Below are 13049 nucleotides of genomic sequence, written 5' to 3'. Positions count from 1 at the left end.
CCGCAGCCCGCTGGACCTTGATCGCCGCCATGGCCACGATGACCCTGCTCACCATCACGCTGACCAGCGCGCTGAGCTAGGTCGTTGCTATCGGCAAGGGATGCAGCGCGCGCCGGGTCTCCTCGAGGAGACGGTCCAGGAGCGGATTCGCGGCGTGTTTGGGCCAGATGAGGGCCAGCACGTTCGGCGTCGCGTCGATGAGCGGCAGCCAGGTGAGCTTGGGATGGGCGAAGTACGTGACGGTCGACGCCGGCGCGATCCAGCAGCCGTGGCCCGCCGCGACCAGGTGCAGACACTCCTCCGGAGTGCGCGCCTGCGGCCCGAAGACCGCGCGGCTGCCATCCGGCCGCGGGTCGATGAACCAGAAGTTCACCACCGCTTCCGGCATCCCGTCCCGCGGACCTACTACTGGCACGTCGGCGAGATCCTCGATGGACAACGACGTACGGGTTTCCAGCGGATGTCCTGGCGGTAGCGCGACCCAGCGCTCTTCCTCGAGCAGTGGGTGGACGGTGAAGCGCGGATCATCGCCGATCGGCAACCACAGGAACGCGGCGTCCGCCCGCCCCTCGACGAGCGCGGCGATCTCGTCCGGCAGTGTGTGCGACGCGATCGGCCGTACTTCGACCTCGGGCGCTCCGCGTCGTAGTGCGGCCTCGACCGCGGGCATGAAGTGCGCCGTACTCTGCGCCTTGAACGTGATCCGCAGCGGATCCGGCCGGCCTGCCGCCGTCACCCGCGCCTCGGTGACCATCGCCTGTGCGGAGGACAACAAAGCCGCGCCCTGCTTGAGGACGACCTCGCCGGCCGCGGTCAACTCGATGCCGGTCGGACGCCGCTCGACCAGTGGGGTCCCGATCACTCGCTCCAGTTGACGGATCTGTCCGCTCACTGCCTGCTGCGTCAGGTTCAGGACTCCGGCTGCGCGCGTCATGCTGCCCTCGGCCGCAACGGCTTCGAGCGCCTCCAGCAGCCGCAGGCTCAGATCCACGCCGTCCACGCCGTCCACGCTGTCCACGCTGTCCACGCCGTCCACGCAGTCATCGCATCCACGCAGTCATCGTGCCACAACGATTCTTTGTGGCCTCGCCAACAAGTCTCTGTTTCCACCGGGCCGCGCTCTGGCAGGACGATCGAACCTGGTCTCGTGAAGGGGGACAGAAGAGGATGACGCTGAAGGGAAAGACGGCGCTGGTCACCGGCTCGTCGAAAGGGCTGGGCAGGGCGATCCTGCTCCGCCTCGCCGCCGAGGGCGCGAACGTCGTGGTCAACTACTCCCGCGACGAGTCCGCCGCGAACGAGGTACTCGACGCGGCCAAGGCACTCGGCGTGCAGGCCATCTCGGTCGCCGCCGACGTGTCCCGGATCGACGGGATCCAGCGGCTGTACGACGCGACCGTGGACGAGTTCGGCCAGGTGGACATCGTGGTCGCGAACGCCGGCATGGAGAAGGTGAACGTCCCGGTCGCCGACGTCACCGAAGACGACTTCGATCTGCTGTTCCGCGTCAACACCAAGGGCCCGTACTTCGTCCTGCGCGAGGCGGCCCGCCGGATCGCGGACAACGGCCGGATCATCACGATCTCCTCGAACACCACGACCGTCCCGCAGTTGGGCGTCGGCCTGTACGGCACCAGCAAGGTCGCCACCGGGTACCTGGCCCGGGTGCTCGCGCTGGAACTGGGCCCGCGGGGGATCACCGTGAACACGATCGTGCCGGGGCCGATCGACGGCGCAGGGATCTTCACCGACCCGGCGAACGACGAGTACAAACAGAGCCTGGTCGCGATGGTGCCGATCGGGCGGCTGGGCACCACCGAGGACGTCGCCGGGATCGCGTCCTTCCTCGCCAGTGACGAGGCCGGGTTGATCACCGGCCAGCAGATCGTCGCCGACGGCGGAATGCACTGAGCTGAATCTGCCGGCCGGACCTACTGGCCGAACCCACTGCTACTGAGGAGAGAAATGACTGGAACGATGCGAGCTGCCCAGGTCCAGCAGGCCGGCGGCCCGTTCGTGGTGACCGATGTGCCGATCCCGGAGCCCAAGGCCGGCCAGGTCCGGGTGAAGGTTCATGCCTGCGGCATCTGCGGCGGTGACGCGATCCCGCGGAACGCGCTGTTCGGCACCGTGCTGCCGCGGATCCCCGGGCACGAGATCGGGGGTGTCGTGGACGCGGTCGGCGAGGGCGTCACGGTCTGGGAGGTCGGTCAGCGGGTCGGCGTCGGCTGGTCCGGTGGCGTCGACTTCACCTGCGAGTACTGCCGGCGCGGCGACTTCACGAACTGCGTGAACCGCACGATCGTCGGCACGTCGTACGACGGCGGGTACGCCGAGTTCATGGTGGCGCCGCAGGACGCGGTGGCGCGGATCCCGGACGATCTGTCCTTCGAGGACGCGGCACCGTTGATGTGCGGCGGGATCACGGCATTCAACGCCCTTCGGCATGCGCACGCGGGTCCGGGGGACACGATCGCGGTGCAGGGCGTCGGCGGTGTCGGTCACCTGGCGATCCAGTTCGCCGACAAGATGGGCTTCCGGACGGTCGCGATCAACCGCGGCCGCGACAAGGAGAAGCTCGCTCGTCAGCTCGGGGCGGACGAGTACATCGACAGCACCGAAGGCGATGCCGGCGAGGCGCTGCGGGCGCTCGGCGGTGCGGACGTCGTCCTCGCGACCGTCTCTCGCGCTGAGCTCCAGTCGGATCTCGTGAAGGGTCTGCGTCGGAACGGTCAGCTCATCGTGCTCGAAGGCAGCGACCCGATCCAGGTCACCGGCCATGCGCTGTCCGACGGCCGGCTGTCGGTGTCCGGCTGGTACTCCGGGGTTTCCGCGGACTCCGAGGACACGTTGAACTTCGCGGTGCTGAAGGGCATCCGGCCGATCATCGAGACGTTCCCGCTCGAGGAGGCCGAGGAGGCCTGGCAACACCAGCCCAAGGCGAACCTCCGCATCGTGCTCAAGACCCAGCCCGAGTAGATCCCCCAGAACCCGTCCGCAACCACCTCACACAATTGCGGACGGGTTCTGCATTTGCTGCCCGTGGTGATCAGGGAAGGCGACTACCACGGGGAGTCCTGCGTCGGGATCAGGCTGAACTCAATCCGGCCAGACTCAATCGGCCAGAGCTCAGTCCAGGTCGGCCAGGGCCTTCTTGGCGGCTTCCAGCTCGGCCTCGAGCGCGGCGACCTTGGCGGCCTGCTGGGAGCGGGCCTCCTCGATGACCTCGTCGATCGGGGTCGAGAGGTCCTCGTGCAGTTCCTTGGCCGCGCGGGACACCGCGGCCGCGGCAACGGCCAGGTCGCGCGCCAGGTACGTCGTGCCCTGCTTGAGCTCGGCGTGCCACTCGCCGTCCGCCGTCCCGGTGACGGTGAGGGTGAGCTCGATGGTCTTCGCCTTCTTGCCGGCAGCCTTCTTCGCCGGTGCCTTCCTGGCCTTGGGAGCCTCGACCGGAGCGGAGGCGGCTTCGGCCGTGGCGTCGGTCGAGGCCTCGGGCGTCGTTTCCGGCGTGGTCGCCGACGGGTTGATCGGGTCGGGAGTGTCGGCGAGGTCGGACGGCGTCTCTACTGCCAGAGTGTCTACAGTCATCGTTGCGGCGATCTCCTTCTGGGACTGGCGCTGTGTGACTATTAGAACACATGTTCGATTTGTAGGCCAACCAGCTTCACCAGGAAGCGGTCGATCTGGTCTGCCAGCGGCGGTAGGTCGGCCTCCGGCTCGTTGATCCGGATCGAGACCGCGCCATGCACCGCGGAGCGCAGGTCCAGGGCCACAGCGGCCGCGTCGTCCGCTGGCGCCAGGCCGGCGTCCATACAGGCCTGTACGGCGGCGGTCGCGCGCGTCGACAACTGTTCCTTGAAGACCAGATGCATCCGCCGGTTCAGCGTGCTCTCGTGCAGCACCTTGTAGAGACCGGAGTACTCGCGCACCCAGCCGGCGAGGAACAGGAGCCGCGCGCGGAGCCGGCGTACCGGGTCCTCCCCGGCGCTGTCCTCTGCCTGCTCGAGGTCGCGAAGCAGGTTGGTCGTGGACTGCTCGAGCGCCGCGAAGACGAGCTCGTCGCGGTCGGCGAAGTGGATGTAGACCGACGTCGCCGCGATCCCGACCTCGCGCGCGACCGCGCGGAGCGAGAGCGCCTCGTCGTCACCGAGCTCGTTCAGCATCCGCAGCGCGGCCTCGATGATCTCCTGCCGCAGCAGTTCCCCCTGCCCGCGACGGTTCCGGCTCCGCGACGTTCCAGCATCCATAAGCCGATTGTATTGCAACGCACGTTGCCTTACAGTCGTAGCACTACAGCTGTTCACTTAAGGATGACCATGAGCGAACGCAACAAACAAACCGTCCTCGACTTCTACGAGACCGGCTTGAACCAGAAGGACTTCCACGCTGCCGCCAAGCTGATCGGCGACACCTACACCCAGCACAACCCCCGGATCGCGGACGGAATCGCCGGCTTCGAGGAGTTCATTGCGACGATCCGCCAGGACTTCCCGGACCTGAAGGCCGACGTCAAGCGCCTCTTCGCGGACGGCGACTACGTGATCGCCCACGTCCACGGCATCCGCGTGCCGGGACAGGCCGGCACCGCGATCGTCGACATCTTCCGTCTCGACGAGGACGGCCGGATCGTCGAGCACTCGGACGTCATGCAGCCGATCCCGGACACAGCTGCCAACACGAACGGGATGTTCTGATGACAGCCACGCAAGCGCCTCCGGAGCTCGACGTGCGGCGGTGGTGGGCGCTGGGGGCGGTGGCGACGGCTCAGTTGATGGTCGGGGTTGATCTGACCATCGTGAATATCGCGTTGCCGTCGGTGCAGCGGGCGTTGGGGATGTCGGATCCGGCGCGGCAGTGGGTGATCACGCTGTTCGCGCTCGGGTACGGCGGTTTGCTGCTGCTCGGTGGACGCATGAGCGACCTGATCGGGCGGCGCCGTGCCCTGCTCGTCGGGCTGACCGGATTCGCGGCAGCGTCGGCGCTTGGTGGTGCGGCGACCGGTCCGGCGATGTTGCTGACCGGCCGTGCACTGCAAGGGGTCTTCGGCGCACTGCTGACCCCAGCGGTGCTGGCGACGCTGGCGGCGTCGTTCCCGTTGCCGGCTGAGCGCGGGAAGGCGTTCGGCATCTACGGGACGGCGATGGGCAGTGCGTCCGGTCTCGGTGTCCTGCTCGGCGGCGTGCTCACGCAGTACCTCGACTGGAGGTGGTGCATGTTCGTGAACCTCCCGATCGCCGCACTGGCAGCAGGAGGTGTCCTGTACGCCGTACGTCCGGTCCCGCGCGTCCCCGGAGTGCGAGTCGACCTAGTAGGTGCGTTGCTGGCGACAACAGGGCTGATGGCGGTGGTGTTCGGGTTCGCTCGGGCGGAGTCGGACGGCTGGAGCGCACCGGCGACGTACGCGTCACTGGCAGGAGGAGTGGTGTTGCTAGCCGGCTTCCTGGCCGTGCAGGCACGCGCGAAGTCGCCGCTGCTGCCTTTGAGGGTTGTGGCAAACAGGCGGCGGGGTGGTTCGTACCTGGCCGTGTTCAGCGTGGCGATCGGCATGTTCGCCGTACTGTTCTTCCTGACGTTCTACCTGCAGAACATCCAGCACTACTCACCTGTGAAGGCTGGTCTGGCGTTCCTGCCGTTGACAGTGGGGCTGATGGTCGGAGTGCGTGCGGTGAGCGCACTGCTGGCCAAAGCGTCAGTGCGTTCCCTCATCTGCCCTGGGCTGCTCACCATCGCCGCTGGACTCGCACTGCTCGGCTTGCTGAGGGCTGACAGCAGCTACTGGCTGCACGTCATGCCGGTGTTGTTCCTCGTCGCTCTAGGGACCGGATGGGTCCTGGTCACCGCCAACAGCACCGCGACCTTGAACGCCGGCCCCGACACTGCGGTGGCCGGCGCCATGGTGATGACCTCTCAGCAGATCGGCGCATCACTCGGGACTGCGCTGCTCAGCACAGTCGCCGGCACAGTCGCCGCCCACTCCGATGCTGTCCACGGGTTCAACGTGGCGAGCTTCGGAGCGGCCGGCTTCCTGTGCGTCGCGGCAGTAGTCGTCTACTGGGTGCTCTCGGAGCGGTCGCCCGACCACTCCAGGTGGAAGCTGCCCTCACGGTCGACGCGCTTGTAGGTGTGCGCACCGAACAGGTCGCGCAGACCCTGGATCAGCGCAGCCGGCAGTCGCTCGGCCCGCAGCCCGTCGTAGTACGACAGCGCCGCCGAGAACCCCGGAGCCGGCACGCCGACCGTAGCGGCGGCAGCCACCACCCGGCGCCAGGCCTCCTGCCCGTTGGCGACTGCTTCCTTGAAGTAGTCGTCGACGAGCAGCGAGGGCAGGTCCGGGTTCCGGTCGTAGGCTTCCTTGATGCGGTCCAGGAACCGCGCCCGGATGATGCACCCGCCGCGCCAGATCTTCGCCATCGCACCGAGGTCGATATCCCAGCCGTACTCGTCGCTGGCCGCCCGGATCGCGTCGAACCCCTGTGCGTAAGCGACCAGCTTCGACGAGTACAGCGCGTGCCGTACGTCGTCGATGAACGCCTGCCGGTCCACGTCGAGCTTCGCCTGCGCAGGGCCGGGCAGTACGCCGGCCGCCGCCTCCCGCCGTACGACGTCACCCGACAGCGACCGGGCGAAGACGGCCTCGGCCATGCCACTGACCGGGATGCCCAGGTCGAGCGCCGACTGTACGGTCCAGCGGCCGGTGCCCTTCTGCTCCGCCTGGTCGAGGATGATGTCGATGAACGGGCCGCCCGTGGTTGGGTCGGTCTGGCTGAGCACCTCGGCGGTGATCTCGATCAGGAACGACTCGAGGTCACCGGTGTTCCAGTCGCGGAACACGTCGGCCAGCTCGGCGGGGGACAGGTCGAGGACGTGCCGGAGCAGGTCGTACGCCTCGGCGATCAGCTGCATGTCGGCGTACTCGATGCCGTTGTGAAGCATCTTCACGAAGTGGCCGGCGCCGTCCGGACCGACGTGCACGCAGCACGGCTCGCCGTTCACGTGGGCGGAGATCTTGGTCAGCATCGGCTCCAGCGCCGCGTACGACTCCGGCGAACCACCCGGCATGATGCTCGGGCCGTTCAGCGCACCCTCCTCGCCGCCGGACACGCCGCTGCCGACGAAGTGCAGACCCTTCTCCTTCAGCGCGCTCTCCCGGCGCCGGGTGTCGAGGAAGTGCGCGTTGCCGGCGTCGACGACGATGTCGCCCTCGTCGAGCAGCGGCACCAGTTCGTCGATGACCGCGTCGGTCGGGGCGCCGGCCTTCACCAGGATGATGATCTTGCGCGGCTGCTCCAGCGACTCGACGAAGCCGGCCAGGTCCGTCGACGGGACGAAGTCGCCCTCGGAACCGAACTCCTCGACCAGCGCGTCCGTGCGGGCCTGGGTACGGTTGTGCAGAGCGACGCTGAACCCGTTGCGCGCGAGGTTCCGGGCCAGGTTGCGACCCATCACCGCGAGTCCGGTGACACCGATCTGGGCTTTCGCAGAACTCATCGAATCTCCCGCAGTCTCAAGTTGTGTGCGAGCACCAGTCTGCGTCCCCCGGCAACCGCGCCGTCCAGCGGGTGCCAGCTCGTGGACACCAGCTCGTTCCTGGACGACCTCTTTCACTTCGCCGGGGTGGACGGGCCGGCGCTTAGGCTCGGTTCGTGAATCCTCTTGAGTCCCGTCGTACTGCGCTCATCCTGATCGATCTGATGCCGCGGATCATCGCGCTGGATACCGCGCCTTTCAGCGGGCCGGCTGTGCTCGAGCGATCCGTTGCGCTGGCCGCGGCGACGCGGGCGGCGGGTGGGCTGGTGGTGAATGTGCGGGTCGAGCGGCCCGGCGTCGAGGTGCAGCCGGAGGGGAGCTCGTTCGCGGCCGAGGTTGTGCCGCAGCCGGGCGACCTGGAGATCGTGAAGCGCACGATCGGCGCGTTCGGCCGCTCACCGCTCGATGCCGAGCTCCAGTCGCGGGGGATCGCGAACGTGGCCCTCGCCGGAATCGCCACCAACTTCGGCGTGGAGTCGACCGGGCGGGCCGCGTCGGACCTCGGCTACGAGACGTTCTTCATCACGGACGCAATGACCGGGTTGGACGGAGCGGCACACGAGTTCGCTGTCGCGAACGTGTTCCCTCGCATCGGCGAGGTCTGCACGACCGCCGAGTACCTGAGCGGTTTGAAGTAGACCGCCGCAGTGCTAGCGGAAGAGTCCGGCGTTCTCCTGGACCCAGGTCTGCAGGGTGCGGGCCGGTCGGCCGGTGATTTCGGTGACGGTGTTGTTGACCGACGTCTCGTCGACGGTCCCGTCCCCGAAGAAGGACTCGATGGCCGCGGCGTACGGCGCGGGCATCGACGCGAACAGCGCGTCATGTGTCTCGGACCGACTCATCGGGTACGCCGTCAGCGCGCGTCCGATCCCCTCGCCCAAGATCGCCACCTGCTCCACCGGCGTCAGCGCGACCGGTCCGGTGAGCCGCAGTACCTCACCGTCCGACGAGCCCTGCAGAGCCTCCACCGCAACATCCGCGATATCCCGCGGATGGATCGTCGACACCGGCACCTCCGGGAACTGCACCCGCACCTCGTCGCCGGCCTTGAGCTGATCCAGCCAGCGCAAGGTGTTGGACATGAACGAGTTCGGACGCAGAAAGGTCCAATCCACTGTCGCCGCGCGGACTGCTTCCTCCGTTGCGTGGTGGTACGCCGCGACCGCGTTCGTCACCTCGCCGTCAAGTGAACTGCTCGACAGCACCACGACCTTCCGGACGCCTGCGGCCACTGCATTCGCGAGCAATTCCTCGAGGCGGTCGTAGCCGCTCAGCAGGAAGATTCCAGTGACGCCGGTGAGCGCGTCGACGAACGTGTTCGGCTTGTTCAGATCGCCGTACACCGGCTCGATGCCGCTCGGCAGAGTGGTTTCGGAGCGGATCAGCGCCCGCGCCGGGACGCCTTGTGCCGCGAGCGATTGCACGACCGCGCCACCCGCGTTGCCGGTCGCGCCCGTCACCAGGATCGTCATAGCTCGCAGCCTGCCACATCGAGGGCCGACCGCAGGCAGATTGCCGGATCGTCCTGGTGGTAGATCCGTTCGTCGGGCTCGATGTTGTCGAGGAAGCGCTGGTACATCAGCGCATACGTCAGCGGCCCCAGGACACTCATCGGCCGGAGCGCACGCAGCGGCTCACACCCAGGGAGCTCCCGGAGCCAGGCCGCCGACCAGACCTCGCGTGCGTGCTCGCGCTTCTCGGCCGGCAGGAAGTCGTGCAGGTGCCTGATGTCGGTCGCCGGATGACCGATGAACGTGTCGGCCCAGTCGACGATCACCCGCTGCGTGCCGTCCGACCGCCAGTTCCCCGGATGGAAGTCCCCGTGCACCAAGGAGATCGGCAGCCCCGCGGACTCGAGCTCACCGACAATCGCCGGCAGCCGATCGACCAGCTTCAGCAGACGGCTCACCTCGTCGTCGGACAAGGCAACCCGCGGAATCAGCGCCGCGACCTCATCCGCCAACTCGTCCGGCAACAGCCGAGGTGCGTCGAGCTCGTCCACCTCCTCGGCGAGAGCCACCTGGGCCGCGACCCAACGAGGCACGACGCTCTCGACCGACGGCCGGTCCGGCTCCCAGCAGTCCGTCCCCGGTGCGTGGGCGAGCAGCGACCAGCGGTCCTCGCGGGAGGTCGCCAGTACGGCGGGCGCGAGGGTCTCGTCGTACCGCCGGACATGCTCGATGATGTCCGCGTCGACGCTGCAGAACCGGCTGGTTGCCTTCGCCCATGCGCCCGGGAACCGCATCAGACACGAGAGGTTCCACGTCTTCACCTGCACGGCGTCATGTGGTCCGATGACGCTCTGGGCCCACGCGATGAGCCGCGACGGTCCGCCGACCTCGGCCCAGGTCGACCGGAGCGGTTGCGCCGCGATGATCGAATCCCAGTCAGGCAACGGCGTTCCATCGAGTACGCCGGGACGCGGCTCGCCCAGCGCCTCGACGTGGTACACCACCCGCCCGCCGCGTCCGATCAGAGCCTCGTCCGCGTGGACGAGCCGCAGTACCAGCGTCGGAACGCCCAGCAGTTCGTCGAGATGCCGGGTGATGGCCTCGACCTCGGACCACCACCCCGGCTCCACGTCGAACGTCGGCGCCCGGCCGACGTACCGGGCGCCAACGCTCACCAAGGCTTCTACCGTCTTGAATTCCACCGGCCTACTGTCGCGTGATCCGGTGCCAAGTGCGAGCGCCCGACTTCAGTACGACGTCCGCGTGGAGGTCGACAGACGCTGCCGGATCATCCGTCCGTACGCCGTTGATCGTCACCGCGCCCTGCCGCAGCAGGCGACGCAGCTCGGAGTTGCTGTCGTCAGGCCGAGCCGCACGCAACAAGTCGAACGCCGTCGCAACGTCACCGCGCACAACCACCGAGGGCATTTCGTCGGGCCGCCCGCGCTCAGAGAAGGTCTGCCGGAAGGCGGCCAGCTCTGCGCGCGCGACGCCCGCGCCGTGGTACCTCGTGACGACCGCCGCGGCCAGCCGGAGCTTGGCATCACGGGCCGCCGGACCACCCGAGCCGGCGCTGTCCGCGAGCGCGGCGACGGTCTCCAGTGGCAGCTCGGTGTAGACCCGCGCATACGGCTCGACCAGTTCGTCCGGGATGCTCATCAGCTTGCCGAACTTGTCCCGCGGGCTGTCGGTCAGCCCGATGTAGTTGTTCAGCGACTTGGATTGCTTGGCCCGGCCATCGATTCCCGGCGTGATCGTCGTCGTGATCACCACCTGCGGCGGCGCGCCCAACCGTTGCTGAAAGTGCCGTCCCAGCTGCTCGTTGAACAGCTGGTCCGACCCGACGATCGTCAGATCGCTCTCCATCGCAAAGCTGTCGTAGCCCTGCAACACCGGGTAGACCAATTCGTGGACGGCGATCTCCCGCCCAGCCGCGACCCGTTCGCGGAACATGTCCCGGCTCATCAGCTGCGCCTGCGTGACCTGGGCGAACAGGCCCAACAGCTCCGCCACGGGCATCGCGTCGTACCACTCGGAGTTGCGCCGTACTTCGAACACCTCGGGGTCGGTGCGCAGGACCAGCGAGACCTGCTCGAGGAACGAGGCGGCGTTCGCATCGATCTGCGACGGGGTGAGCACCGGGCGGGTCTCGGAGCGTCCGGTCGGGTCGCCGACGCGGGTGGTGAGGTCGCCGAGCAGGAACACGACCCGGTGCCCGAGGTCCTGCAGTTGCCGCATCATCCACAGGTTGACCGCGTGGCCGAGATGCAGGTCCGGTGCGGTGCAGTCGACGCCGTACTTGATCCGCAGCGGGCGTCCGGAGTCCAGTCGCTCACGCAGGTCGTCTGCGCCGATGATGGTGTCGGTCGTACGGCGTAATCGCTCGATCACGAAGTTCACGTCAGGGTTCCTCTCAGCGGCGAGGCACCGCCAGTGCCTCCGGCAACGGAAAGAGGCAGGAACCGGACGGTTCCTGCCTCGGAGGCTCTGGGTGGAGCGAGTGCGGGTACTACCGAAGACCGGCTCCTCCCAGAGCCGGTCGATATGCCACGCGTCGCTCGATCACCCGCTCAGATTAGCAGACAGCGCTTAAGCTCGACCGCGTGAGCGACGAGCGGGTAGTGCTGGTGGACGAGGGCGGGCGCGCGATCGGGACCGAGGCGAAGGGAACGGTCCATCACGCGGCGACCCCGCTGCATCTCGCGTTCTCCAGTTACGTGATCGACGCGGAGGGCAGGGTACTGCTCACGCAGCGCGCCTTCGAGAAGCCGACCTGGCCCGGCGTCTGGACCAATAGTTGCTGCGGGCACCCACTTCCGGACGAGCCGGTCGAGCACGCGGTACGGCGGCGGCTGGCCGATGAGCTCGGGATCGTCGTGGACTCGGTGGATCTCGTGCTGCCCGAGTTCCGGTACCGCGCCGAGATGCCGACCGGCATCGTCGAGAACGAGATCTGCCCGGTCTACCGGGTCAGGTGGACCGGCGACCCGAGGCCGAACCCGGCCGAGGTCGCGGCGTACCGCTGGGTCGCGTGGGACGAGCTGCGCGACATCCCCGACCTGTCGCCCTGGTGTCTCCTGCAACTGGACATCCTCAGTACGCCGCCCGCCGACTGGCCGATCGCCGATCCCACCCGGCTACCACCCGCCGCCCAGGTCTAGCTCCAGAAGATCGTTGTGTACGGCGACAGCCGCCGTGCTCGCATGACCCGCTGCCCCGATCGCGAGCAGCGCCGGCGCCGCCGTCGTACCGACCGCGTAGACACCGGGCACCGTCGTGCGCCCGCCCTCGTCCGCGACGACCGCGCCGTCGGCGACCTGGCAACCGAGCTTCTCGGCGAGATCGCTCTGCTGATGCTGACGCACAACGACGAACACCCGCCCCGGCGCGAGCACCTCTCCGCTCTCGAGCACTACCCGAGGCGCTGACACCTCCGCGACACGCTCGGTCCGGACCTTCACCCCGGCCAGCGACAGCCGATCGAGCTGCGCGTCGGTCAGCTCGTCCCCGTCCGTGCACAGGACGACGTCAGCGCTCCATCGGCTCAGCAACAACGCCCGCGCGACCGAGCGATCCGGCGTACCGCGCATCCCCAACTGCACCAGCGGCTGATCCCGCACCTCCCAGCCGTGGCAGTGCGGGCACGCTACGACCGACCGGCCCCATCCCTCAGCCACGCCGGGCACATCAGGCAGTTCGTCCCACAACCCGGTCGCCAGCACGACGGCCCGAACATGTATCCCGTCGACCACGAACCCGTCGTCGTCCACGGTCACGTCCTCGACCCGGGCGTCCCGCAGTTCAACGCCGTACGCCGCGACCTGCCGCCGTCCGGCGACGAGCAACTCACCCGGCGCCGGATCCTCCGCGCCCAGGTAGTTGTGCACATGCTCCGCCGCCCGGTTCCGCGGCTGCCCGTCGTCGAAGAGCACGACCCGCCGCCGCGCGCGTCCCAACGTCAACGCCGCCTGCAGCCCCGCCAGGCTCCTACCGATCACCGCTACGTCCATATGATCAATATACGAGAAGATTCGTCTCATACTCTAAAATTGGCGAGCGCTGAGATGATCG

14 protein-coding genes are annotated in these 13049 nt (G+C 68.1%); 6 read left to right on the top strand and 8 right to left on the bottom strand.

Annotated elements, in window-relative coordinates; translation table 11 throughout:
• Nucleotides 1-76 precede the first annotated feature (76 nt).
• The gene (locus EV653_RS17580) at nucleotides 77-1036 is read right to left on the bottom strand and encodes a LysR family transcriptional regulator (protein ID WP_134104758.1); all 960 of its coding nucleotides are present in this window, start codon (nucleotides 1034-1036) and stop codon (nucleotides 77-79) included.
• 131 nt (nucleotides 1037-1167) lie between these two features.
• Here EV653_RS17580 and EV653_RS17575 point away from each other — a divergent pair, with 131 nt between their 5' ends.
• Nucleotides 1168-1911: a glucose 1-dehydrogenase gene (locus tag EV653_RS17575; RefSeq protein ID WP_134104756.1), complete on the top strand. Its 744-nt coding sequence runs from the start codon at nucleotides 1168-1170 to the stop codon at nucleotides 1909-1911.
• 54 nt (nucleotides 1912-1965) lie between these two features.
• Entirely contained in the window at nucleotides 1966-2979 is a 1014-nt protein-coding gene (locus tag EV653_RS17570; protein ID WP_134104754.1) for an alcohol dehydrogenase catalytic domain-containing protein, read from the top strand.
• 150 nt (nucleotides 2980-3129) lie between these two features.
• Here EV653_RS17570 and EV653_RS17565 read toward each other — a convergent pair whose 3' ends face one another.
• A complete protein-coding gene (locus tag EV653_RS17565) occupies nucleotides 3130-3588 on the bottom strand; it encodes a DUF6319 family protein (RefSeq protein ID WP_134104752.1) in 459 nt (152 codons plus the stop codon).
• A 41-nt stretch (nucleotides 3589-3629) separates the two neighbouring features.
• The gene (locus EV653_RS17560; RefSeq protein WP_134104750.1) at nucleotides 3630-4247 is read right to left on the bottom strand and encodes a TetR/AcrR family transcriptional regulator; all 618 of its coding nucleotides are present in this window, start codon (nucleotides 4245-4247) and stop codon (nucleotides 3630-3632) included.
• A 69-nt stretch (nucleotides 4248-4316) separates the two neighbouring features.
• On the opposite strand from EV653_RS17560, the gene EV653_RS17555 reads away from it, so the two are divergent.
• Nucleotides 4317-4694 (top strand): nuclear transport factor 2 family protein, encoded by a 378-nt coding sequence (locus tag EV653_RS17555; RefSeq protein ID WP_202871721.1) that lies wholly within the window; start codon nucleotides 4317-4319, stop codon nucleotides 4692-4694.
• Nucleotides 4694-6121 (top strand): MFS transporter, encoded by a 1428-nt coding sequence (locus EV653_RS17550; RefSeq protein ID WP_134104746.1) that lies wholly within the window; start codon nucleotides 4694-4696, stop codon nucleotides 6119-6121. The genes EV653_RS17555 and EV653_RS17550 overlap by 1 nt, the downstream gene beginning before the upstream one ends.
• Here EV653_RS17550 and gndA read toward each other — a convergent pair.
• Nucleotides 6049-7488: an NADP-dependent phosphogluconate dehydrogenase gene (gene gndA / locus EV653_RS17545; RefSeq protein ID WP_134104744.1), complete on the bottom strand. Its 1440-nt coding sequence runs from the start codon at nucleotides 7486-7488 to the stop codon at nucleotides 6049-6051. The genes EV653_RS17550 and gndA overlap by 73 nt on opposite strands.
• A gap of 155 nt (nucleotides 7489-7643) precedes the next feature.
• Here gndA and EV653_RS17540 point away from each other — a divergent pair, with 155 nt between their 5' ends.
• On the top strand, nucleotides 7644-8165 hold the full coding sequence (locus EV653_RS17540) for an isochorismatase family protein (RefSeq protein WP_202871720.1): 522 nt from the start codon (nucleotides 7644-7646) through the stop codon (nucleotides 8163-8165).
• Between the two features lie 12 nt (nucleotides 8166-8177).
• On the opposite strand, the gene EV653_RS17535 is transcribed toward EV653_RS17540, so the two are convergent.
• From EV653_RS17535 to tyrS, 3 genes are read right to left on the bottom strand one after another with little or no spacing between them, the layout of a single operon-like run.
• Entirely contained in the window at nucleotides 8178-8999 is an 822-nt protein-coding gene (locus tag EV653_RS17535; RefSeq protein ID WP_134104742.1) for an NAD(P)H-binding protein, read from the bottom strand.
• Nucleotides 8996-10180, bottom strand: coding sequence for an aminoglycoside phosphotransferase family protein (locus tag EV653_RS17530; RefSeq protein WP_134104740.1), 1185 nt, complete (start codon nucleotides 10178-10180; stop codon nucleotides 8996-8998). The genes EV653_RS17535 and EV653_RS17530 overlap by 4 nt, the downstream gene beginning before the upstream one ends.
• A 4-nt stretch (nucleotides 10181-10184) precedes the next feature.
• Nucleotides 10185-11378 (bottom strand): tyrosine--tRNA ligase, encoded by a 1194-nt coding sequence (gene tyrS, locus EV653_RS17525; RefSeq protein ID WP_134104738.1) that lies wholly within the window; start codon nucleotides 11376-11378, stop codon nucleotides 10185-10187.
• Nucleotides 11379-11581: 203 nt separating this feature from the next.
• Here tyrS and idi point away from each other — a divergent pair, with 203 nt between their 5' ends.
• Nucleotides 11582-12139, top strand: a complete 558-nt coding sequence (idi, locus tag EV653_RS17520) for an isopentenyl-diphosphate Delta-isomerase (protein ID WP_134104736.1) — start codon at nucleotides 11582-11584, stop codon at nucleotides 12137-12139.
• Here the strand turns inward: idi and EV653_RS17515 are convergent.
• Complete coding sequence (locus EV653_RS17515) at nucleotides 12116-12988, bottom strand: NAD(P)/FAD-dependent oxidoreductase (RefSeq protein WP_166679474.1); 873 nt, start codon at nucleotides 12986-12988, stop codon at nucleotides 12116-12118. The genes idi and EV653_RS17515 overlap by 24 nt on opposite strands.
• Between the last annotated feature and the right edge of the window lie 61 nt (nucleotides 12989-13049).

Source organism: Kribbella pratensis, assembly GCF_004365355.1.
Taxonomy (GTDB): domain Bacteria; phylum Actinomycetota; class Actinomycetes; order Propionibacteriales; family Kribbellaceae; genus Kribbella.
This window is presented reverse-complemented; position numbering and strand designations above follow the sequence as displayed.